The organism is Streptomyces sp. NPDC056231 (genome assembly GCF_048270745.1).
Taxonomy (GTDB): domain Bacteria; phylum Actinomycetota; class Actinomycetes; order Streptomycetales; family Streptomycetaceae; genus Streptomyces.
In genome coordinates, this window is record NZ_JBLVKW010000010.1 from 123853 (window position 1) to 144607 (window position 20755).

The 20755-nt window shown below is 68.4% G+C and carries 21 protein-coding genes and 3 tRNA genes; 19 read left to right on the forward strand and 5 right to left on the reverse strand.

The features are described 5' to 3' along the window. Window positions 1–57: 57 nt before the first annotated feature. Window positions 58–576, forward strand: coding sequence for a signal peptidase I (locus ACNPQM_RS11530; RefSeq protein ID WP_418083926.1), 519 nt, complete (start codon window positions 58–60; stop codon window positions 574–576). A gap of 379 nt (window positions 577–955) precedes the next feature. Here ACNPQM_RS11530 and ACNPQM_RS11535 read toward each other — a convergent pair whose 3' ends face one another. After that, window positions 956–1612 carry an SDR family oxidoreductase gene (locus tag ACNPQM_RS11535; protein WP_418083927.1) on the reverse strand — a complete coding sequence of 219 codons (657 nt, stop codon included), beginning with the start codon at window positions 1610–1612 and terminating at the stop codon, window positions 956–958. A 34-nt stretch (window positions 1613–1646) separates the two neighbouring features. After that, on the reverse strand, window positions 1647–2909 hold the full coding sequence (locus tag ACNPQM_RS11540; protein ID WP_418083928.1) for an amidohydrolase family protein: 1263 nt from the start codon (window positions 2907–2909) through the stop codon (window positions 1647–1649). 370 nt (window positions 2910–3279) lie between these two features. Here ACNPQM_RS11540 and ACNPQM_RS11545 point away from each other — a divergent pair. The 8 genes from ACNPQM_RS11545 to ACNPQM_RS11580 all read left to right on the forward strand — a co-directional run bounded on the left by ACNPQM_RS11545 (window position 3280) and on the right by ACNPQM_RS11580 (window position 8099). Next, window positions 3280–3352, forward strand: a tRNA-Thr gene (locus ACNPQM_RS11545). A gap of 47 nt (window positions 3353–3399) precedes the next feature. Then, window positions 3400–3472, forward strand: a tRNA-Met gene (locus tag ACNPQM_RS11550). A gap of 89 nt (window positions 3473–3561) precedes the next feature. Next, window positions 3562–3726, forward strand: coding sequence for a 50S ribosomal protein L33 (gene rpmG / locus ACNPQM_RS11555; RefSeq protein WP_003956487.1), 165 nt, complete (start codon window positions 3562–3564; stop codon window positions 3724–3726). A gap of 117 nt (window positions 3727–3843) precedes the next feature. After that, window positions 3844–4296 carry an FAS1-like dehydratase domain-containing protein gene (locus tag ACNPQM_RS11560; RefSeq protein WP_418083929.1) on the forward strand — a complete coding sequence of 151 codons (453 nt, stop codon included), beginning with the start codon at window positions 3844–3846 and terminating at the stop codon, window positions 4294–4296. Then, a complete protein-coding gene (locus ACNPQM_RS11565) occupies window positions 4296–4724 on the forward strand; it encodes a MaoC family dehydratase (RefSeq protein ID WP_418083930.1) in 429 nt (142 codons plus the stop codon). Before ACNPQM_RS11560 ends, ACNPQM_RS11565 begins: the two co-directional genes overlap by 1 nt. A gap of 161 nt (window positions 4725–4885) precedes the next feature. Beyond that, window positions 4886–5434 carry a TetR/AcrR family transcriptional regulator gene (locus ACNPQM_RS11570; RefSeq protein WP_418083935.1) on the forward strand — a complete coding sequence of 183 codons (549 nt, stop codon included), beginning with the start codon at window positions 4886–4888 and terminating at the stop codon, window positions 5432–5434. 105 nt (window positions 5435–5539) lie between these two features. Next, window positions 5540–6952 carry a DHA2 family efflux MFS transporter permease subunit gene (locus tag ACNPQM_RS11575; protein WP_418083931.1) on the forward strand — a complete coding sequence of 471 codons (1413 nt, stop codon included), beginning with the start codon at window positions 5540–5542 and terminating at the stop codon, window positions 6950–6952. Between the two features lie 91 nt (window positions 6953–7043). Beyond that, entirely contained in the window at window positions 7044–8099 is a 1056-nt protein-coding gene (locus ACNPQM_RS11580) for a UDP-N-acetylmuramate dehydrogenase (RefSeq protein ID WP_358856888.1), read from the forward strand. 13 nt (window positions 8100–8112) lie between these two features. On the opposite strand, the gene ACNPQM_RS11585 is transcribed toward ACNPQM_RS11580, so the two are convergent. Further along, the gene (locus tag ACNPQM_RS11585; protein WP_418083932.1) at window positions 8113–8748 is read right to left on the reverse strand and encodes an NAD(P)-dependent oxidoreductase; all 636 of its coding nucleotides are present in this window, start codon (window positions 8746–8748) and stop codon (window positions 8113–8115) included. Window positions 8749–8834: 86 nt separating this feature from the next. Between ACNPQM_RS11585 and ACNPQM_RS11590 the strand changes: the two genes are divergently transcribed. After that, window positions 8835–9440: a TetR/AcrR family transcriptional regulator gene (locus tag ACNPQM_RS11590; protein ID WP_358856890.1), complete on the forward strand. Its 606-nt coding sequence runs from the start codon at window positions 8835–8837 to the stop codon at window positions 9438–9440. A 50-nt stretch (window positions 9441–9490) separates the two neighbouring features. On the opposite strand, the gene ACNPQM_RS11595 is transcribed toward ACNPQM_RS11590, so the two are convergent. Continuing rightward, the gene (locus ACNPQM_RS11595) at window positions 9491–10516 is read right to left on the reverse strand and encodes an adenosine deaminase (protein ID WP_418083933.1); all 1026 of its coding nucleotides are present in this window, start codon (window positions 10514–10516) and stop codon (window positions 9491–9493) included. A 240-nt stretch (window positions 10517–10756) separates the two neighbouring features. Then, window positions 10757–11983 carry a pyridoxal phosphate-dependent aminotransferase gene (locus tag ACNPQM_RS11600; protein WP_358856892.1) on the reverse strand — a complete coding sequence of 409 codons (1227 nt, stop codon included), beginning with the start codon at window positions 11981–11983 and terminating at the stop codon, window positions 10757–10759. A gap of 225 nt (window positions 11984–12208) precedes the next feature. On the opposite strand from ACNPQM_RS11600, the gene ACNPQM_RS11605 reads away from it, so the two are divergent. The 9 genes from ACNPQM_RS11605 to rpoB all read left to right on the forward strand — a co-directional run bounded on the left by ACNPQM_RS11605 (window position 12209) and on the right by rpoB (window position 20742). Beyond that, a tRNA-Trp gene (locus ACNPQM_RS11605) sits at window positions 12209–12281 on the forward strand. A 106-nt stretch (window positions 12282–12387) separates the two neighbouring features. Continuing rightward, window positions 12388–12675 (forward strand): preprotein translocase subunit SecE, encoded by a 288-nt coding sequence (secE, locus tag ACNPQM_RS11610; RefSeq protein WP_358856893.1) that lies wholly within the window; start codon window positions 12388–12390, stop codon window positions 12673–12675. 73 nt (window positions 12676–12748) lie between these two features. Further along, complete coding sequence (gene nusG, locus ACNPQM_RS11615) at window positions 12749–13600, forward strand: transcription termination/antitermination protein NusG (RefSeq protein ID WP_358856894.1); 852 nt, start codon at window positions 12749–12751, stop codon at window positions 13598–13600. Window positions 13601–13830: 230 nt separating this feature from the next. Further along, window positions 13831–14265, forward strand: coding sequence for a 50S ribosomal protein L11 (rplK, locus tag ACNPQM_RS11620; protein WP_358856895.1), 435 nt, complete (start codon window positions 13831–13833; stop codon window positions 14263–14265). Between the two features lie 80 nt (window positions 14266–14345). After that, entirely contained in the window at window positions 14346–15068 is a 723-nt protein-coding gene (rplA, locus tag ACNPQM_RS11625; RefSeq protein ID WP_358856896.1) for a 50S ribosomal protein L1, read from the forward strand. Window positions 15069–15632: 564 nt separating this feature from the next. Next, window positions 15633–16163, forward strand: coding sequence for a 50S ribosomal protein L10 (gene rplJ / locus ACNPQM_RS11630; protein WP_328310989.1), 531 nt, complete (start codon window positions 15633–15635; stop codon window positions 16161–16163). 111 nt (window positions 16164–16274) lie between these two features. Continuing rightward, on the forward strand, window positions 16275–16658 hold the full coding sequence (gene rplL, locus ACNPQM_RS11635; protein WP_358856897.1) for a 50S ribosomal protein L7/L12: 384 nt from the start codon (window positions 16275–16277) through the stop codon (window positions 16656–16658). Between the two features lie 139 nt (window positions 16659–16797). Next, a complete protein-coding gene (locus ACNPQM_RS11640; RefSeq protein WP_358856898.1) occupies window positions 16798–17016 on the forward strand; it encodes a hypothetical protein in 219 nt (72 codons plus the stop codon). A 240-nt stretch (window positions 17017–17256) separates the two neighbouring features. After that, on the forward strand, window positions 17257–20742 hold the full coding sequence (gene rpoB / locus ACNPQM_RS11645) for a DNA-directed RNA polymerase subunit beta (protein WP_358856899.1): 3486 nt from the start codon (window positions 17257–17259) through the stop codon (window positions 20740–20742). Window positions 20743–20755: the final 13 nt, after the last annotated feature.

Consider the following 20755-nt stretch of genomic DNA (forward strand, 5'->3'; position numbering starts at 1 on the left):
CTGGCCGCCAGCGCGCCCCGCCGACCCGCGGCCAGGGGCGCCCCACACCCGATCCGCGTGCTCACCTCGGTCATCTCACGCACCGTGCTCGGCTCGCTGGTCGGGCTGCTGGTGTGGGCGCAATTACCCGTGGTGGCGCTGGGCTGGACAGCGGGCGTGGTGCAGTCCGGCTCCATGCGTCCCGCCCTCATGCCGGGCGACGTCGTTCTCTACCAGCCACTGCGCGACCGCACACCGGCGGTGGGTCAAATCGTGCTGGCCCAGGATCCCACCCGACCTGGCCATCTGCTCACCCATCGGGTCTACCGGGTACTTCCCAACAACGACCTGATCACCAAAGGTGACGACAACTCCACACCGGACTCCACCCCGATCCGGGCCACGGCGCTCCAAGGCGTAGCACGTCTGCGCGTGCCCTGGATCGGGTTGTCAGTCCAGCTCTGGCGCGCCGGGCAGCCCGTGCCCGAGGCGATCGTGCTGCTCGGACTTGCCATTCTGCTTGCGCTTGCCACTCTGCCACTGCACGGCCGCAGCCAACACCAGGGACGAATGGCCGACGTTGACAGATCCCCATGATCGACCACCGGTGGGGGTCTCGGCCGCAGTGAGCGCTGTCAGTGACGTCCTTTGTCCCAGTGCGCGGCGGTCGTCGCCCGTGCGATGCCGGCGACGAGGCTGCTCAGCCGGCCCACCCGTTGCGCGAGTTGGCGTCCGGTCAGCTGTTCGCCGGTGTCCTCGCGGAGGCCGCGCGCGACCCGGCAGGGGCTGTGCCGATCAGGGCTGTTGAGCGACGCATGGGCCCTCCTCCAGGCGGGACTCACGAGCCGTCGGGAGGATCAACGACGCGGGCGGCTGATGGTCACTCATTCGGCCGAAGACACGTCGTGCAAGGGAGGGCGAGGGAGATCGGGGGAGGGGGCGTTCAGGGCTCTGCGCCCCTCCCTCCGTCGCTTGCTCAGTTCCCCGCGACGTCTTTCATCGCCACCGCCAACGGCACGTTCCCCGAGATCAGTTCCAGGGTCAGTCCCGCTGTCGCCGGGGTGTCCAGCAGTTCCAGCAGCGTCGCCGCCACGTCGTCGCGCGGTACCGTTCCGCGCCCCGTCGAGGCTGCCAGCAGAACCTGCCCCTTGCCCGCGTCGTCGGTGAGCATTCCGGGGCGCAGGATCGTCCAGTCGAGTGCGGTCCTGGAGCGTACGTAAGCGTCGGCGGCGCCCTTGGCCCGCAGGTACACGTCGAAGACCTCGTCGCCCGGGTGGTCCGGATCGGCGCCCATGGAGGAGACCACGATGCAGCGTCGTACGCCCGCCCGTTCCGCCGCATCCGCGAACAGCACTGCCGCACCGCGGTCCACCGTGTCCTTGCGGGCCGTTCCGCTGTTCGGGCCCGCGCCGGCCGCGAATACCGCCGCGTCGGCGCCGCGCAGCACCTCGGCCACTTCGTCCACGGAGGCCGATTCGAGGTCCAGGACGACCGGTTCGGCGCCTGCCGACCGGAGGTCCCCGCCCTGTCCCGGGTTGCGGATGATGCCGACCGCTTCATCTCCGCGCGCAGCGAGCAGCCGCTCCAGCCGAAGCGCGATCTGACCATGTCCACCTGCGATGACAATGCGCATAGTCACGACCGTACGCCGCGGCGCGCCGCTCCGCTCAGGACCCGCCGCCCGGCCCGGGTTCAGGGCGGGCCTGACGGGGCAGATCGAGTGCGACGACGGTCTCGGAGTCGCAGTACTCGCGGACCGCGCTGGTGCGGGCCACCACGCGTCCGCGGTGCACGACGATCCGGCTGTACGCGAGCGAGAGCGCGCCGGAGAGCTGTTCGCCGCGTACGGCGAGGAGTTCGGCGGGGAAGCCTGCCTCGACGCGGATCTCGGGCAGCCCCATGGCCTTCCTGGCGGCCGTGGAGACGGCGTCGTACGCGTCCTCGGGGCGTAGGCCGCTCTGTGAGGCGAGCAGGTAGGCGGCTTCCAGCGGGTCTCCGCGGCCCACGGGGTTCGCGACGTCGCGCAGTGCCCCGCTGCCTGCCGCTGTGCGCACGCCGGCGGCGCGCAGCAGGCGTACGGGCGCGGTGCCCCTGCGTTCGGTGCCGCAGCAGCCGCCCTGGGGGAGGCAGATCACGGTCACTTCGGCGGCGGCGAGCCGATCGGCGGCGCGGGTCGCGGTTTCCGGGGGGAGCCGGTCGAGGGCGGCGCAGGGGCCTATGGAGACGCCGGGCCGGTGTCCGGCGGCCATGGCGGCGAGCCGGGCGAGGCGGGCGGGGTCGTCGCCGTCCATGTGCAGGTCGACGGGGCAGTGGTGTTCGGCGGCGATCTCCAGGACGGCTTCGGTGTATCCGGCCGGGTCGGGGTCGAGCTCGGGGCGGCCGCCGATCACGCCGGCCCCTGTTCTCACCGCGTCGCGCAGCATGGCGAGGCTGTCGGCGCCTGCGATTCCGGTGAGCAGACGCGGTACGGCGACCGGGGTCAGTTCGGTGAGTCCGTGCAGGGAGCGGCGTGCCTGGAGTACTGCTTCCAGGCCGGCGAGGCCGGCGACGTCCCCGATCCGTACGTGGGAGCGCAGAGCGGTGGCGCCGTGGCCGAGTTGAAGCAGAGCGGCTTCGGTGGTGCGGCGCTGGATGTCCTCGGGGCGGTGCGAGGCGGGTCCGGAGCTGTCGGGCCCGGTGCTGTAGGCGGTGAGTGCGGTGTCGCTGTGGGCGTGGGGTTCCGCGGGGGCGGGGAGCAGGAGATAGCCGCGCAGGTCGACGCGGGGGCCGGGGCCGGTCAGGCTGCCCGTGGTGCCGACGGCCTCGATGCGGCCACGGCCGAGCCGTACGTCGACGATGCGGCCGTCGGTGAGCCGGGCGCCGCACAGGATCAGGGCGTCTGCTTCGGTGGCGGCGTGGTCGTCGGGCTGCCGCGGCCGGCTGTCGGGCATCGCGCTCCTGGGAGGTTTACAAGATCACGCAGAGTGAGTCGAGCCTAGGGGCGTGTACGTCCTGGTTCGAGGAGGAGGGAAATAGTCGTACCGGCGTGGCCTCGTGAGGTGTGCGCGGCGGGCGGGAGGGGCCGGCGCGGTGGCTGTTCCGAGGCCGGCCGGGCGTGGCTCGCGGCGCTGGTCGGGTTGCCGGTCACATGCTGATCAGGCGGCGGTTTTGGCCGCAGGCCGGGCTCCCGGCCGGGTCGTCCGCCGGTCGTGGATCGGGGGTCGGTCGGGGGATCGGGGCAGGGCCGGTCATCGCTGCGCCGGGGGGCTCCGAAACGGATTTGGGCGATCGGCGGAGGACCGTGTAATGTCTTCATCGCTCGCCCCAATAGCTCAGTCGGTAGAGCGTCTCCATGGTAAGGAGAAGGTCTACGGTTCGATTCCGTATTGGGGCTCTGGTGATCGGAGAACCCCGCCTCGCGGCGGGGGGATCCGTCATCAAAGCGGTGTAGCTCAGTCGGTAGAGCAAGCGGCTCATAATCGCTGTGTCACCGGTTCAAGTCCGGTCACCGCTACTTACGGTAGCCGATTGTGGGGTCGGTCCTTCGATCGGCTACTCTTTTTTGCGTTCATCCGTTCATCCGTCCGTCCAAGGAGCACTCACGTGGCTGCCACCGACGTCCGCCCGAAGATCACGCTGGCCTGCGTGGAGTGCAAGGAGCGGAACTACATCACCAAGAAGAACCGGCGTAACAACCCGGACCGTCTTGAGATGAAGAAGCACTGCCCGCGCTGCAACTCGCACACTGCGCACCGCGAAACGCGCTGAATCAGGCTCGTACACGAGGCCGTCCCCACTGGGGGCGGCCTCGTGTCGTTGTATAGGACTGTCCCGTACAGGGTTGTTCATCGGCCTTTTTGTCTTTCATCAGGAGGTAGCGAGCCCATGGCGCTCGACCAGTCCTTCGTCGGGCGGACCTATCCGCCCACCGCGCCGTACGAGGTCGGCCGGGAGAAGATCCGTGAGTTTGCCGAGGCGGTGGGAGACGCCAATCCCGCGTACGTCGATCCGGCGGCCGCCCGGGCGCTCGGGCATTCCGATGTGATCGCGCCGCCCACTTTTGTCTTCTCGATCACTTTCAAGGCTGCGGGGCAGGTGGTGCAGGACCCGCAGCTGGGCCTGGACTACAGCCGTGTGGTGCATGGCGACCAGAAGTTCGTGTACACGCGTCCGGTGCGGGCGGGGGACCGGCTGACGGTCACTTCGACGATCGAGGGCGTCAAGTCCATGGCGGGCAACGACATTCTCGACATCCGTGGTGAGGTCCATGACGAGGTCGGCGAGCATGTCGTGACCGCGTGGACGAAGCTGGTGGCGCGCGCCGCCGAGGAGGCGTGATGACGGCGAAGGTGAGTTACGCATCGGTCGAGGTCGGTACGGAGCTGCCGGCACAGTCCTTCCGGGTGACCCGCGCGACGCTGGTGCAGTACGCGGGCGCCTCCGGTGACTTCAACCCGATCCACTGGAACGAGAAGTTCGCCCTCGAGGTCGGGCTGCCGGATGTGATCGCGCACGGCATGTTCACCATGGCCGAGGCGATCCGGGTGGTCACGGACTGGGCCGGCGACCCGGGTGCGGTCGTGGAGTACGGGGTGCGGTTCACCAAGCCGGTCGTTGTGCCGAACGACGACAAGGGTGCGCTGATCGAGGTCGGTGCCAAGGTGGCGGCCCTGCTGGACGACAAGCAGGTGCGGGTGGACCTGACGGTGACGAGCGAGGACAAGAAGGTGCTGGGGATGTCCCGCGCCGTTGTGCGGCTCGCCTGAGCCGTTGTCGAGCCGTGATCATGAGTGAGGGGCACTCTCCGCCGGGGGTGCCCCTCGCCCGTACTCGTACTCGCGAGGCCCTCGCGTCCTGTTTCGGAGCGGCTGTCCCGTACCGCTTGACTAAGTTAGTGATTGACTACTAACTTATCCGCATGGTCAGGATGAGTGCAGAGGAGCGGCGCGAGAGCGTCATCCGCGCGGCGATCACCGAGTTCGCCCGCGGTGGGTACAACGCCACCTCCACGGAGGCGATCGCCAAGCGGGTGGGCGTCTCGCAGCCATATCTCTTCCGTCTCTTCCCCAGTAAGCAGGCCATGTTCCTCGCCGCCTCCGACCGCTGCCTGGCGGACACCCGGAAGGTCTTCGCCGAGGCCGGTGAGGGCCTGGAGGGGCAGGAGGCGCTCCACGCCATGGCGGCGGCGTATCAGCGCCTCATCGTCGACGACCCCGACAAACTGCTGATGCAGATGCAGATGTATGCGGCGATCGCGGCGGCCGAGGCATCCGGGGACCACGAGTTCGGTGAGTCGGCGCGGGCCGGCTGGCTGCAGATGTGGGACGAGATCCACCTCGCGCTCGGCGCCGATCTCGGCGAGACGACGACCTTCCTCGCGTACGGCATGCTCGTCAACACCCTGACCTCGCTCGGCTTCCCGGTCGGTCACCGTGTCTGGGCCGGTTTCTACCCCTCGGCGCAGCCGGGGGCCTGAGTGCGGCCGGCCGTCCGAACAGTGCGACCCGGGTTCGGCCCGGTTCTCTGCCCATGAAAGTTAGTCATTAATAACTAACCCCCAGGGGGAGCAGTGAATCAGCACATGACAGGCCGCTCGGGAGCGGTCTGGGCCCTCGTCATCACCAGCGTCGCCGGCTTCATGGCGGCCCTCGACAATCTCGTCGTCACCACCGCCCTGCCCTCCATTCGCAAGAGTCTCGGCGGCGAGCTGACGGAGCTCGAATGGACGGTGAACGCGTACACCCTGACCTTCGCCGTTCTGCTGATGCTCGGGGCCGCTCTCGGCGACCGGTTCGGGCGGCGGCGGCTCTTCCTCGCCGGGCTCGCCGTCTTCACCGGCGCCTCCGCCGCGGCGGCCCTGTCGTCCGGGATCAACGAGCTGATCGCCTTCCGGGCCGTCCAGGGCGTCGGCGCGGCGATCATGATGCCGCTGACACTCACCCTGCTCACGGCCGCCGTGCCGGCTGCCCGCCGCGGGATGGCCCTCGGGATCTTCAGCGCCGTCACCGGACTCGCCGTGGCCAGCGGTCCACTCATCGGCGGCAGCCTGACCGAGCACATCTCCTGGCAGTGGATCTTCTGGCTGAACGTGCCGGTCGGCCTGGTCCTGCTGCCGCTGGCCCGGCTGCGCCTGGCGGAGTCGTACGCCCCGGACGCCCGGCTCGACATCCCCGGCACGCTCCTCGTCAGCGGAGGTCTCTTCGGCATCGTCTACGGGCTGGTCAACGCCAACGCGGACGGCTGGACCAGCGCCACGGTCCTGACCGGACTGATCGCGGGTTCCGCGCTGATGGGCGGCTTCGTCCGCCACGGCTTCCGGGCGAAGAACCCGATGCTGCCGATGCGGCTCTTCCGTAACCGCGGGTTCTTCGGGATCAACATGGCCGGCCTGCTGATGTTCCTCGGGATGTTCGGATCGATCTTCCTGCTCAGCCAGTACCTCCAGGGCGTGCTGGGCTACTCGCCGACCGAGGCGGGGCTGCGGATGCTGCCCTGGACCGGCATGCCGATGCTGGTCGCTCCGATTGCCGGGTATCTCTCCGACCGGTTCGGCGGGCGCCCGGTCGTCGTGACCGGTCTCGCGCTCCAAGCCGTCGGGCTGGCCCTCTTCGCCATGGTCATCACTCCCGATGCCTCGTACACCGCGCAACTGCCCGCCCTGATGATCGGCGGTGTCGGCATGGCGCTCTACTTCGCGCCGGCCGCCAGCCTCGTCATGTCGAGCGTCCGGCCCGCCGAGCAGGGCATCGCCTCCGGCGCCAACAACGCCCTGCGTGAGGTCGGCGGCGCCCTCGGGGTCGCGGTGCTCGCCTCGGTCTTCTCCGCGCAGGGCGGTTACGGCTCCGCGCAGTCCTTCACGGACGGGACCGTCCCGGCGGTCTGGATCGGTGCCGGTTTCGTGGCGCTCGCCGCGCTCGTGGCACTGCTGATCCCGGGCCGCCGCCCCGCGGCGGCGCCGGAGCCGGTCGAGGAGTGGTCCGCCGTCGCTGCCTGATCCGTGGCGCGCCGGTCCGACCCGGCTGCCCTGTGTGTGCGGTCCGTGGCCCCGCGCGAGCGGTGGTGCCGCGGACCGTACTCTTGTCCCCGTGCAGGAACTCCACGACGCCCCTCTCGCCCCCCTGACCACCTTCCGGCTCGGCGGCCCCGCGGCCCGCCTCCTCACGGCAACGACGGACGCCGAGGTGGTCGAAGCCGTGCGTGAGGCCGACGAGGACGGCACTCCGCTCCTCGTCGTCGGCGGCGGCAGCAACCTGGTCATCGGCGACAAGGGCTTCGACGGCACCGCCCTGCGCATCGCGACCAAGGGCTTCGCGCTCTCCGGTACGACACTGGAACTGGCCGCCGGCGAGATCTGGACGGACGCCGTCGCCCGCACGGTCGAAGCCGGTCTCGCGGGCATCGAGTGCCTGGCCGGAATTCCCGGCTCGGCGGGTGCGACACCGATCCAGAACGTCGGTGCGTACGGCCAGGAGGTCGCGTCGACCATCACGGAAGTCGTCGCCTACGACCGGTACACCTGCGAAACAGTCACCATCCCGAACGCCGAGTGCGCATTCTCGTACCGCCACAGCCGCTTCAAGGCCGAACCCGACCGCTTCGTGGTGCTGCGTGTCCGTTTCGAGCTGGAAGACGCGGGCGGTCTCTCCGCGCCCCTCAAGTACCCCGAGACGGCCCGCGCCATGGGTGTCGAACAGGGCGACCGGGTGCCCGCGGCGGCGGCCCGTGAGACCGTGCTGCGGCTCCGGGCCGGCAAGGGCATGGTGCTCGACCCGGAGGACCACGACACCTGGTCGGCAGGATCCTTCTTCACCAACCCGATCCTGGACGATGCGCAGTACGAGGCGTTCCTCGCCCGTGCCAAGGGCCGGCTCGGCCCCGAGGTGAAGCCCCCCGCCTTCCCCGCGGACGGGGGACGCACCAAGACCTCGGCCGCCTGGCTCATCGACCGGGCCGGTTTCACCAAGGGGTACGGAACCGGGCCCGCCCGCATCTCCACCAAGCACACGCTCGCCCTCACCAACCGCGGCGGGGCGACCACCGAGGACCTGCTCGCGCTCGCCCGCGAGGTCGTCGCGGGCGTTCACGACGCCTTCGGCGTCACGCTCGTCAACGAACCGGTGACGGTCGGCGTCACCCTCTGACGCGGGCGCGGCGTCAGTACGCCACGCCCACGCCCTGCTTCACCGCCGCCGGATCTTCGATCAGCGCCAGCATCGCGTGCGCCACATCGGCCCGGGAGATGGACCGGCCGCTGCGCGGATTGCCGCCGTAGACCGTCCGGTACGTCCCGGTCAGCGGCCCGTTGGTGAGCTTCGGCGGCCGGACCGACGTCCAGTCCGTCGCGCTGCGGGCCAGTGCGGCCTCCATCAGCGTCAGGTCGGCATAGACCTCCTTGAGGATCGCCCCGATCGCCTTCAGCATCATCCGGTCCAGCAACGGAGCGTCCGCCGGCTTCGGCGCGACCGGCGCCGCGCTCACCACGAGCAGCCGCCGTGTCCCTTCCGCCTCCATCGCGCGCAGGACAGAGCCGGTGAGCCGCTCGGCGATCCCGTCGGCCTTCCGGCCTCGCGAGCCGAGTCCGGAGAGCACCGCGTCCCGCCCGGCGACGGCTTCGCGCAGCGCCTCCGGATCGTCGATCCGCGCCGCTGCGTGGACCGTGACGTCGGAGAGCGGGACCGGCAGCCGTGCCGGATCGCGGACCACTGCCGTCACGTCATGGCCCGCGGCCACCGCCTGGCGGACGATCTCCTGGCCGATGCCGCCTGTCGCGCCGAACACCGTGAGTCTCATTGCGCACCCTCCCGGGGTGGGTAAGTATTCACTCACCTCTAGAGTGAGTGGATACTCACCACGCGTCAAGCCTCATTGGAGTACCCATGGAGCAGAAGCCGGCCCGTGTCCGCATCGTCGACGCCGCCCACCAGCTGATGCTCACCATCGGCCTGGCCCGGGCCACCACCAAGGAAATCGCCCGGGCCGCGGGCTGTTCGGAGGCGGCCCTCTACAAGCACTTCCCGAGCAAGGAGGAGCTGTTCGTAGCTGTCCTCAAGGAGCGGCTGCCCAAGCTCAACCCGCTCCTGCGGCAGCTGACCGCCGACCCGGCGGCGGGGGAGCGGACGGTCGAGGAGAACCTCACCGAGATAGCACGCGAGGCCGCGCTCTTCTACGCCCAGAGCTTCCCGATCGCCGCCTCCCTCTACGCCGAGCCGCGGCTCAAGAACCGTCATGACGCGGCCATGCGAGAGCTCGGCACCGGCCCGCACCTGCCGATCCAGGGCGTCGCCGCCTACCTCCGCAGCGAGCAGTCCGCCGGCCGCGTCCGGCCCGGTGCCGACACCTATGCCGCCGCGTCGCTGCTGCTCGGCGCCTGCGTCCAGCGCGCGTTCGCCTACGACGCGACGGACGAGGGCCGCCCGCCGCAGTCACTCGACGAGTTCGCCGCGTCCGTGGCGCTGACGGTGCTGCACGGAATCGGGGCGTAGCCGGGCCGGTGCGGGCTCGCAGGTGGGCCCGGCTCCCGGCCGTCGCGCTGTCAGGCCGGCTTCGCCAGCCAGTCGTCGATCCCGGAGAGCAGCCGCCCCCGTACGTCGGACGGCGCCGCCGACCCCCGTACCGACTGCCGCGCCAGCTCCGCCAGCTCCTCGTCCGTGAACGCGTGATGGCGGCGTACGAGTTCGTACTGCGCGGCCAGCCGGGAGCCGAAGAGCAGCGGGTCGTCCGCGCCGAGCGCCATCGGCACCCCGGCCTCGAACAGAGTGCGCAAGGGTACGTCCGACGGCTTCTCGTAGACGCCCAGCGCCACGTTCGATGCCGGGCACACCTCGCAGGTCACCCCGCGCTCCGCCAGTCTGCGCAGCAGCCGCGGGTCCTCGGCGGCCCGCACGCCGTGTCCGATCCGGGCCGCGTCCAGATCGTCCAGACAGTCCCGCACGCTCGAAGGGCCGGCCAGCTCCCCGCCGTGCGGGGCCGCCAGCAGGCCGCCCTCCCTGGCGATGGAGAAGGCCCGGTCGAAGTCGCGCGCCATTCCGCGCCGCTCGTCGTTGGAGAGCCCGAATCCGACGACGCCCCGGTCCGCGTACCGCACGGCGAGCCGTGCCAGCGTCCGCGCGTCCAGTGGGTGCTTCATCCGGTTCGCGGCGATCACCACCCGCATCCCGAGCCCGGTCTCGCGGGCGGCGGCGTCCACCGCGTCCAGAATGATCTCGATCGCCGGGATCAGCCCGCCGAGCAGCGGGGCGTACGAGGTGGGGTCGACCTGGATCTCCAGCCAGCCGGAGCCGTCGGCGACGTCCTCCTGGGCCGCCTCGCGCACCAGCCGCTGGATGTCCTCGGGTGCCCGCAGACACGACCGGGCGATGTCGTAGAGCCGCTGGAAGCGGAACCAGCCGCGCTCGTCGGTGGCCCGCAGCTGGGGCGGTTCGCCGCCGGTCAGTGCCTCCGGCAGGCGTACGCCGTACTTGTCGGCGAGTTCGAGCAGCGTCGTGGGCCGCATCGACCCGGTGAAATGCAGGTGCAGGTGAGCCTTAGGCAGCAGGTGAAGGTTGCGAACGGCGTCCATTCACCCTCCGTAACTGTTACGCTCCGACCTGTGCCGCTAGGGCGCTGGGCAGGGCTTGTCCGTCATGAGGCCGCACATTAGGCCAAGTGAGAAGCCCCCTGCTGAAGGGGGAGGAGTCACTCGAAGATCCTGCCGTGAGGATCTCGAATCAGGCAGCCCGGTTCACCGAACGAGTATTGCCTGAATGCATAAACGGGTCTCCGGATTTCACCGGAGACCCGTTCGCGTGTCCGAAGCCGATCAGGCCTTCGCCTCGCCCAGCAGCTTCTGGATTCGCGACACGCCCTCGACGAGGTCCTCGTCGCCCAGTGCGTACGACAGCCGCAGGTAGCCCGGCGTGCCGAAGGCCTCGCCCGGAACGACCGCGACCTCGGCCTCGTCCAGGATCAGTGCCGCCAGCTCGACCGAGGTGGCCGGGCGCTTGCCGCGGATCTCCTTGCCGAGCAGCGCCTTCACCGACGGGTAGGCGTAGAACGCGCCCTCGGGCTCCGGGCACAGCACGCCGTCGATCTCGTTCAGCATCCGCACGATGGTCTGCCGACGGCGGTCGAAGGCGGTCCGCATCTCGGCGACCGCGTCCAGGTTCCCGGAGACGGCGGCCAGCGCGGCGACCTGAGCGACGTTGGAGACGTTGGACGTGGCGTGCGACTGCAGGTTCGTCGCGGCCTTGACGATGTCCTTCGGGGCGATGAGCCAGCCCACGCGCCAGCCGGTCATCGCGTACGTCTTGGCGACACCGTTGACCACGATGCACTTGTCGCGCAGGGCGGGCACGAGCGCCGGCAGCGAGGTGAACGTCGCGGTGCCGTAGACCAGGTGCTCGTAGATCTCGTCGGTCAGCACCCACAGGCCGTGCTCGACGGCCCACTCGCCGATCGCCCTGGCGTCGGCCTCGCTGTACACCGCACCGGTCGGGTTCGACGGGGAGACGAACAGGACGACCTTCGTACGCTCGGTGCGCGCTGCCTCCAGCTGCTCGACGGAGACCCGGTAGCCGGTGGTCTCGTCGGCCACGACCTCCACCGGGACGCCGCCGGCGAGACGGATCGACTCGGGGTAGGTGGTCCAGTACGGCGCCGGGACGATGACCTCGTCGCCCGGGTCGAGGATCGCGGCGAACGCCTCGTAGATGGCCTGCTTGCCGCCGTTGGTCACCAGGATCTGGGAGGCGTCGACCTCGTAACCGGAGTCGCGCAGCGTCTTCTCCGCAATGGCGGCCTTGAGCTCGGGGAGCCCGCCGGCGGGGGTGTAGCGGTGGTACTTCGGGTTGCGGCAGGCCTCGACCGCGGCGTCGACGATGTAGCCGGGGGTCGGGAAGTCGGGCTCGCCGGCACCGAAGCCGATCACCGGACGGCCGGCGGCCTTGAGGGCCTTGGCCTTGGCGTCGACGGCGAGGGTGGCGGACTCGGAGATGGCACCGATGCGGGCGGAGACCCGGCGCTCGGAGGGAGGAGTTGCAGCGCTCATGGGGCCCATCGTCCCAGACCCCGATCCCTGTCGGCACACGGGTTTCAGGGACCGGACAGGACTCGGACAGCATGCGGACAACATGCGGCCACGAGTTGTCGGGAGCTGTCTGTTCGACGCCGGGCCGCTGAGCACGTACACTCACCTGTCGTTGGCCTTCACCAGCCACACCGTTGCTGCACCCGGGGTATCGGGAAAGATGCGGTAGGTTGGTGGAAACCACAAAGGGTCGTAGCTCAATTGGTAGAGCACTGGTCTCCAAAACCAGCGGTTGGGGGTTCAAGTCCCTCCGGCCCTGCTACACACTCCTTCGCCAGGATGTGTGCGCATGTACGTACTTCAATGCACCGCCGTGCGGCTCCACCGGGCGCGGCACGGCCACGACCCGGAATCAGGTGAGTAGCGTGACGGACGCCGTGGGCTCCATCGACATGCCTGATGCTGAGGATCAAGTCCCCGAGTCGAAGAAGAAGACTCGGAAGGGCGGCAAGCGCGGCAAGAAGGGCCCCCTGGGCCGCCTCGCGCTGTTCTACCGCCAGATCATCGCCGAGTTGCGCAAGGTTGTCTGGCCGACTCGTAACCAGCTCACGACGTACACATCCGTGGTGATCGTCTTCGTCGTCGTCATGATCGGTCTTGTGACCGTGATTGACTTCGGATTCCAGCGGGTCATCAAGTACGTCTTCGGCTGATCCCGCGGAGGGCGCCCCAAGGGCGCCCCTTTCGCATGTTCCACCCATTTGTATCCAGGAAGAAGCAGCCACCGTGTCTGACCCGAACCTGAACGACGCCGTCGACGCGACGGCGGGCGACGTCGAGTCCGCCGAGGACGAGTTCGAGATCGTCGAGGCGGCGGACGCTGTGGAGCCGGACCAGGCCGAAGCCGGCGACGCCGCCGCGGGCGAGCCCGCCGAGCAGGCCGCCCTGCACGCCGAGGACGAGACCGACTCCGAGGACGAGGACAGCGCGTCCGAGGAGGAGGCCGAGCCGGCCGCTCCCGTCGACGCCGTCACCGCGCTCCGTGACGAGCTCCGCGGTCTCCCCGGCGAGTGGTACGTCATCCACACATACGCCGGTTACGAGAAGCGTGTGAAGGCCAACCTGGAGCAGCGCGCCGTCTCGCTCAACGTCGAGGAGTTCATCTACCAGGCCGAGGTGCCCGAGGAAGAGATCGTCCAGATCAAGAACGGCGAGCGGAAGAACGTCCGTCAGAACAAGCTCCCGGGTTACGTCCTGGTGCGCATGGACCTGACGAACGAGTCCTGGGGCGTCGTCCGCAACACGCCCGGCGTCACCGGCTTCGTGGGCAACGCCTACGACCCGTACCCGCTGACCCTGGACGAGATCGTCAAGATGCTCGCCCCGGAGGCCGAGGAGAAGGCCGCCCGCGAGGCCGCGGAGGCCGAGGGCAAGCCGGTTCCGTCCCGCAAGGTCGAGGTCCAGGTGCTGGACTTCGAGGTGGGCGACTCGGTCACGGTCACCGACGGTCCGTTCGCGACACTGCAGGCGACGATCAACGAGATCAACGCCGACTCGAAGAAGGTCAAGGGTCTCGTCGAGATCTTCGGCCGCGAGACCCCGGTCGAGCTCAGCTTCGACCAGATCCAGAAGAACTAGTGCCCCTCCCGGCTAGCTTTGCCCCGTCGGGCGAAGCTTGCCGGTTCGGCATCGGCGGTTTCCGCCGACTCCTGGACATATGCCTACCGAGCAGGTCAGAGAGGCTTCGCGGCTCCTCTGACCTGCTTGGTTTTTGGTCGCGCAGCTATACCCGTTATCGTTGTGCGGTATGCCTGCATCCGGATGACCGGATGACGGCGAAAAACTCTCACTAGGACCCGGAGAGAGCAATGCCTCCCAAGAAGAAGAAGGTCACGGGGCTTATCAAGCTCCAGATCAACGCCGGTGCGGCCAACCCGGCCCCGCCGGTCGGCCCCGCGCTCGGCCAGCACGGCGTCAACATCATGGAGTTCTGCAAGGCCTACAACGCCGCGACCGAGTCGCAGCGTGGCATGGTCGTGCCGGTGGAGATCACGGTCTACGAGGACCGTTCCTTCACCTTCGTGACGAAGACCCCGCCGGCTGCCAAGCTCATCCTCAAGGCCGCAGGTGTGGACAAGGGCTCCGGCGAGCCGCACAAGACCAAGGTCGCGAAGCTCACGAGCGCCCAGGTCCGCGAGATCGCCACGGTCAAGCTGCCCGACCTGAACGCCAACGACCTGGACGCCGCGGAGAAGATCATCGCCGGCACTGCCCGTTCGATGGGCGTCACGGTCGAGGGCTGATCAGCCCCAGTAGTCCTTCAGTGGCAGGGCCAAGCGCTGGCCCGTACCACGCCTCCACACCTGAAACCACAGGAGCAGAAGTGAAGCGCAGCAAGAACCTCCGCGCTGCGGACGCCAAGGTCGACCGGGAGCGGAACTACGCCCCCCTCGAGGCCGTCCGTCTCGCCAAGGAAACCGCCACCACCAAGTTCGACGGCACCGTCGAGGTCGCGTTCTGCCTGGGTGTTGACCCTCGCAAGGCCGACCAGATGGTCCGTGGCACCGTGAACCTCCCGCACGGCACCGGCAAGACCGCCCGGGTCCTGGTCTTCGCGACCGGTGACCGTGCTGCGGCCGCGGAAGCCGCGGGCGCCGACATCGTCGGCGCCGACGAGCTCATCGACGAGGTGGCGAAGGGCCGTCTGGACTTCGACGCCGTCGTCGCCACCCCGGACCTCATGGGCAAGGTCGGCCGTCTCGGCCGCGTGCTCGGTCCGCGTGGTCTGATGCCGAACCCGAAGACCGGTACGGTCACCCCCGATGTCGCGAAGGCTGTCAACGACATCAAGGGCGGCAAGATCGAGTTCCGTGTCGACAAGCACTCGAACCTGCACTTCATCATCGGCAAGGTCTCCTTCGATGACACGAAGCTGGTCGAGAACTACGCCGCGGCGCTGGAGGAGATCCTCCGTCTGAAGCCGTCCGCCGCCAAGGGCCGCTACATCAAGAAGGCCACCCTGGCCACCACGATGGGCCCCGGCATCCCGCTGGACGCCAACCGCACCCGTAACCTCCTCGTCGAGGAGGACCCGGCCGCCGTCTGAGCCTCCGCGCTCGCACGAAAGCCGTGTCACGTGTGACATTGACGGGCCCCGCAACCTTTCGAGGTGCGGGGCCCGTCCTCGTATCCGCCAGGGGGCGTACGAGGCGTACGGGGTGTCGCCACCACGCCGCCGACGTCGCAGGCCTACTGCGAAGGACTCCCGGCTCGACGCCGGTACGGCACCCAGGTCACGGTCGAGGAGCCTCCGGCAGCCGGCACGGTGGGCTTCTAGAGGCTCGTGAAGCAGCCCCAGCCCCGTGACGCCGCCGGCCATGTACCGGTCGGTCTAAACCTCCCGCACCGCCCGAATCGCGGCGGATTTGCTAGGCGCGACCCCGGTCGCGTACTCTCCTCCAGAAGCCAAAGACCGCTGGTCGTTGCTGCGCTCTCGCAAGAGGGGGCAGTGACCGAAGGATCCGTTGAGTGCGGGCGACCTGCGCAGGTGACTGTGGAAAGCTCCCGGACTTCGTTCGGTCGAGCTACGCCCTGGCGCCTGCGCCGGGGCGTTTCGTCTTTCCCGGCCCCTTCTGAGCGGTCCTCATCACCCGGAAGGAGGCCGACGCTCATGGCAAGGCCCGACAAGGCTGCCGCGGTAGCCGAGCTCGCGGACCAGTTCCGCAGCTCGAACGCCGCCGTGCTGACCGAGTACCGGGGTCTCACCGTGGCGCAGCTCAAGACGCTGCGTCGTTCGCTCGGTGAGAACGCCCAGTACGCCGTGGTGAAGAACACGCTGACCAAGATTGCGGCCAACGAGGCCGGGATCACTTCGCTGGACGACCAGTTCACTGGTCCGACGGCGGTTGCCTTCATCACCGGTGACCCGGTGGAGTCGGCGAAGGGTCTTCGTGACTTCGCCAAGGAGAACCCGAACCTGATCATCAAGGGCGGTGTCCTTGACGGCAAGGCGCTGTCCGCCGATGAGATCAAGAAGCTTGCGGACCTCGAGTCCCGCGAGGTTCTGCTCAGCAAGCTGGCCGGTGCCTTCAAGGGCAAGCAGTCTCAGGCTGCCTCGCTCTTCCAGGCGCTGCCGTCGAAGTTCGTCCGCACCGCGGAAGCGCTTCGCGTCAAGCTCGCCGAGCAGGGCGGTGCCGAGTAATTCGGCTCGCGCATTGATCGTCGCCCGCCAGGGCGACGGTCGCAGCGGGCCGAACGTACGCCCGCCTACATGTACATCCGGCACCAGCCGAATTAGTGGAAGGACGCCATCATGGCGAAGCTGTCCCAGGACGACCTGCTTGCGCAGTTCGAAGAGATGACCCTCATCGAGCTCTCCGAGTTCGTGAAGGCCTTCGAGGAGAAGTTCGACGTCACCGCCGCCGCCGCGGTCGCCGTTGCCGCCCCGGGTGCCCCCGGTGCCGCCGCTGAGGCCGTCGAGGAGAAGGACGAGTTCGACGTCATCCTCACCGGCGCCGGCGAGAAGAAGATCCAGGTCATCAAGGTCGTGCGTGAGCTGACCTCGCTGGGTCTGAAGGAGGCCAAGGACCTCGTCGACGGCACCCCGAAGCCGGTCCTCGAGAAGGTCGCCAAGGAGGCCGCCGAGAAGGCTGCCGAGTCCCTCAAGGCCGCCGGCGCTTCCGTCGAGGTCAAGTGACTCAGGGAGTCTGCTGACTCCTTCTGACGGCCCGTGCCGCACGGCACGGACGTCACATCACGAAGGGCGACCACCCGTATGGGGGGTCGCCCTTCGGCGTACCCGAGGCGGTTGCCTTGCTCTTCCGCGGTTGACGAGTATGGTGATCATCGCCGTACGCCTCTCGGGGCCGTCGGCCGATGCCGAGGGGCGGCGGGTGACGGTCTCGGCGGCTCTGTCCTGGCAGGGGGGCCTTGACGAACCGCACGCGGCGCGCAATTCTCAGGACGCGTCGTCACATCGATCCGAATTCGAGGCATGGATCGATGACGAAGCGGGCAGTAAAGAAGAGCGCACACCGCGCGAGGGCGATTCATAGGTGTTGAGAACAGCTGTTGCGAGCTACGAGGGTCTCTGAGAACCCGGACTGGACATCAGTGTGCCGTTTGGCTACACTGACCCTTTGCGCTGCCTGTTAGCTGCCTCCTGCCCGTCACCAGGGGCATGCCCACGCTTGAGCACCGATGACCGAACGTCTCTGACCTGGGACTTCTGTCTCCGTGTCCAACTTGGGACCGGCACGCGCGTAGTGAGTCCGAGCCCTCGGAAGGACCCCCTCTTGGCCGCCTCGCGCAACGCCTCGACCGCGAATACGAACAACGGTGCCAGCACCGCCCCGCTGCGCATCTCTTTTGCAAAGATCAAGGAGCCCCTCGAGGTTCCGAACCTCCTCGCGCTGCAGACCGAGAGCTTTGACTGGCTCCTCGGCAATGCCGCCTGGAAGGCTCGCGTCGAGGCTGCTCTGGACAGTGGACAGGACGTCCCCACCAAGTCCGGCCTGGAGGAAATCTTCGAGGAGATTTCACCGATCGAGGACTTCTCCGGGTCGATGTCGCTTACGTTCCGCGACCATCGCTTCGAGCCCCCGAAGAACTCGATCGACGAGTGCAAGGAGCGCGACTTCACGTTCGCCGCCCCGCTCTTCGTCACGGCCGAGTTCACCAACAACGAGACCGGCGAGATCAAGTCCCAGACGGTCTTCATGGGCGACTTCCCGCTCATGACCAACAAGGGCACCTTCGTCATCAACGGCACCGAGCGTGTCGTCGTGTCGCAGCTCGTCCGCTCGCCGGGTGTCTACTTCGACTCCTCCATCGACAAGACGTCCGACAAGGACATCTTCTCCGCCAAGATCATCCCGTCCCGGGGTGCCTGGCTCGAGATGGAGATCGACAAGCGCGACATGGTCGGTGTCCGCATCGACCGCAAGCGCAAGCAGTCCGTGACCGTTCTCCTGAAGGCTCTCGGTTGGACCACCGAGCAGATCCTCGAGGAGTTCGGCGAGTACGAGTCCATGCGCGCCACCCTGGAGAAGGACCACACCCAGGGCCAGGACGACGCGCTGCTCGACATCTACCGCAAGCTGCGCCCGGGCGAGCCGCCCACCCGCGAGGCTGCTCAGACGCTGCTCGAGAACCTCTACTTCAACCCGAAGCGCTACGACCTCGCGAAGGTCGGACGCTACAAGGTGAACAAGAAGCTCGGCGCCGATGAGCCGCTGGACGCCGGGGTGCTCACCACCGACGACGTCATCGCGACCATCAAGTACCTGGTCAAGCTGCACGCCGGGGAGACCGAGACGGTCGGCGAGTCCGGCCGGACGATCGTCGTCGAGACCGACGACATCGACCACTTCGGCAACCGTCGTCTGCGCAACGTCGGCGAGCTCATCCAGAACCAGGTCCGTACGGGTCTCGCCCGTATGGAGCGCGTCGTGCGCGAGCGCATGACGACCCAGGACGTCGAGGCGATCACGCCGCAGACCCTGATCAACATCCGGCCGGTCGTCGCCTCCATCAAGGAGTTCTTCGGCACCAGCCAGCTGTCTCAGTTCATGGACCAGAACAACCCGCTGTCGGGTCTCACCCACAAGCGCCGTCTGTCGGCACTTGGCCCGGGTGGTCTCTCCCGTGAGCGGGCCGGCTTCGAGGTCCGTGACGTGCACCCGTCCCACTACGGACGCATGTGCCCGATCGAGACCCCTGAAGGCCCGAACATCGGTCTGATCGGTTCGCTCGCCTCGTACGGACGTGTCAACGCGTTCGGCTTCATCGAGACGCCGTACCGCAAGGTCGTCGAAGGCCAGGTCACCGACGAGGTCGACTACATCACCGCTGACGAGGAAGACCGCTTCGTCATCGCCCAGGCGAACGCGACCCTCTCCGAGGAGCTGCGCTTCACCGAGCCCCGCGTCCTGGTCCGCCGTCGTGGCGGAGAGGTCGACTACGTGCCGCCGGCCGAGGTCGACTACATGGACGTCTCGCCGCGCCAGATGGTGTCCGTCGCGACCGCGATGATCCCCTTCCTGGAGCACGACGACGCCAACCGTGCCCTCATGGGCGCGAACATGATGCGTCAGGCGGTGCCGCTGATTAAGTCGGAGGCTCCGCTCGTCGGCACGGGCATGGAGTACCGCTGCGCCACCGACGCCGGTGACGTCCTGAAGGCCGAGAAGGACGGTGTGGTCCAGGAGGTCTCCGCGGACTACGTCACCGTCACCAACGACGACGGCACGTACACCACGTACCGCATCGCCAAGTTCTCGCGCTCCAACCAGGGCACCTCGGTCAACCAGAAGGTCGTCGTCTCCGAGGGCGACCGGGTCATCGAGGGCCAGGTCCTCGCCGACGGGCCGGCCACCGAGAACGGTGAGATGGCGCTCGGCAAGAACCTGCTCGTGGCGTTCATGCCGTGGGAGGGTCACAACTACGAGGACGCGATCATCCTGTCGCAGCGCCTCGTGCAGGACGACGTCCTCTCCTCGATCCACATCGAGGAGCACGAGGTCGACGCCCGTGACACCAAGCTCGGCCCGGAGGAGATCACCCGGGACATCCCGAACGTCTCCGAAGAGGTCCTCGCCGACCTCGACGAGCGCGGCATCATCCGTATCGGTGCCGAGGTCGTCGCCGGTGACATCCTCGTCGGCAAGGTCACGCCCAAGGGTGAGACCGAGCTGACCCCCGAGGAGCGCCTGCTCCGCGCGATCTTCGGTGAGAAGGCGCGCGAGGTGCGCGACACCTCGCTGAAGGTGCCGCACGGTGAGATCGGCAAGGTCATCGGCGTCCGCGTCTTCGACCGCGAAGAGGGCGACGAGCTGCCGCCGGGCGTGAACCAGCTGGTCCGCGTCTACGTCGCGCAGAAGCGCAAGATCACCGATGGTGACAAGCTCGCCGGCCGTCACGGCAACAAGGGCGTCATCTCGAAGATCCTCCCGATCGAGGACATGCCGTTCCTGGAGGACGGCACCCCGGTCGACATCATCCTCAACCCGCTGGGTGTCCCGTCCCGAATGAACCCGGGACAGGTCCTGGAGATCCACCTCGGCTGGCTCGCCAGCCGCGGCTGGGACGTCTCCGGCCTCGGTGACGAGTGGGCCAAGCGCCTGCAGGCCATCGGCGCCGACCAGGTCGCCCCCGGCACCAATGTCGCCACCCCCGTCTTCGACGGTGCGCGCGAGGACGAGATCTCCGGCCTCTTCGAGGCCACGATCCCGAACCGCGACGGCGACCGCCTGGTCCAGCCCTCCGGCAAGGCCAAGCTGTTCGACGGCCGCTCCGGTGAGCCGTTCCCGGACCCGGTTTCGGTCGGGTACATGTACATCCTCAAGCTCCACCACCTCGTCGACGACAAGCTGCACGCTCGCTCGACGGGTCCGTACTCCATGATCACCCAGCAGCCGCTGGGTGGTAAGGCTCAGTTCGGTGGACAGCGCTTCGGTGAGATGGAGGTGTGGGCGCTGGAGGCATATGGCGCCGCTTACGCCCTCCAGGAGCTGCTGACGATCAAGTCCGACGACGTGACCGGCCGCGTGAAGGTCTACGAGGCCATCGTCAAGGGCGAGAACATCCCCGAGCCGGGCATCCCTGAGTCCTTCAAGGTGCTCATCAAGGAAATGCAGTCGCTCTGCCTCAACGTGGAGGTGCTCTCCTCGGACGGCATGTCCATCGAGATGCGCGACACGGACGAGGACGTCTTCCGCGCGGCGGAGGAGCTCGGTATCGACCTGTCCCGGCGCGAGCCGAGCAGCGTCGAAGAGGTCTGACGGGCCGGCCGGC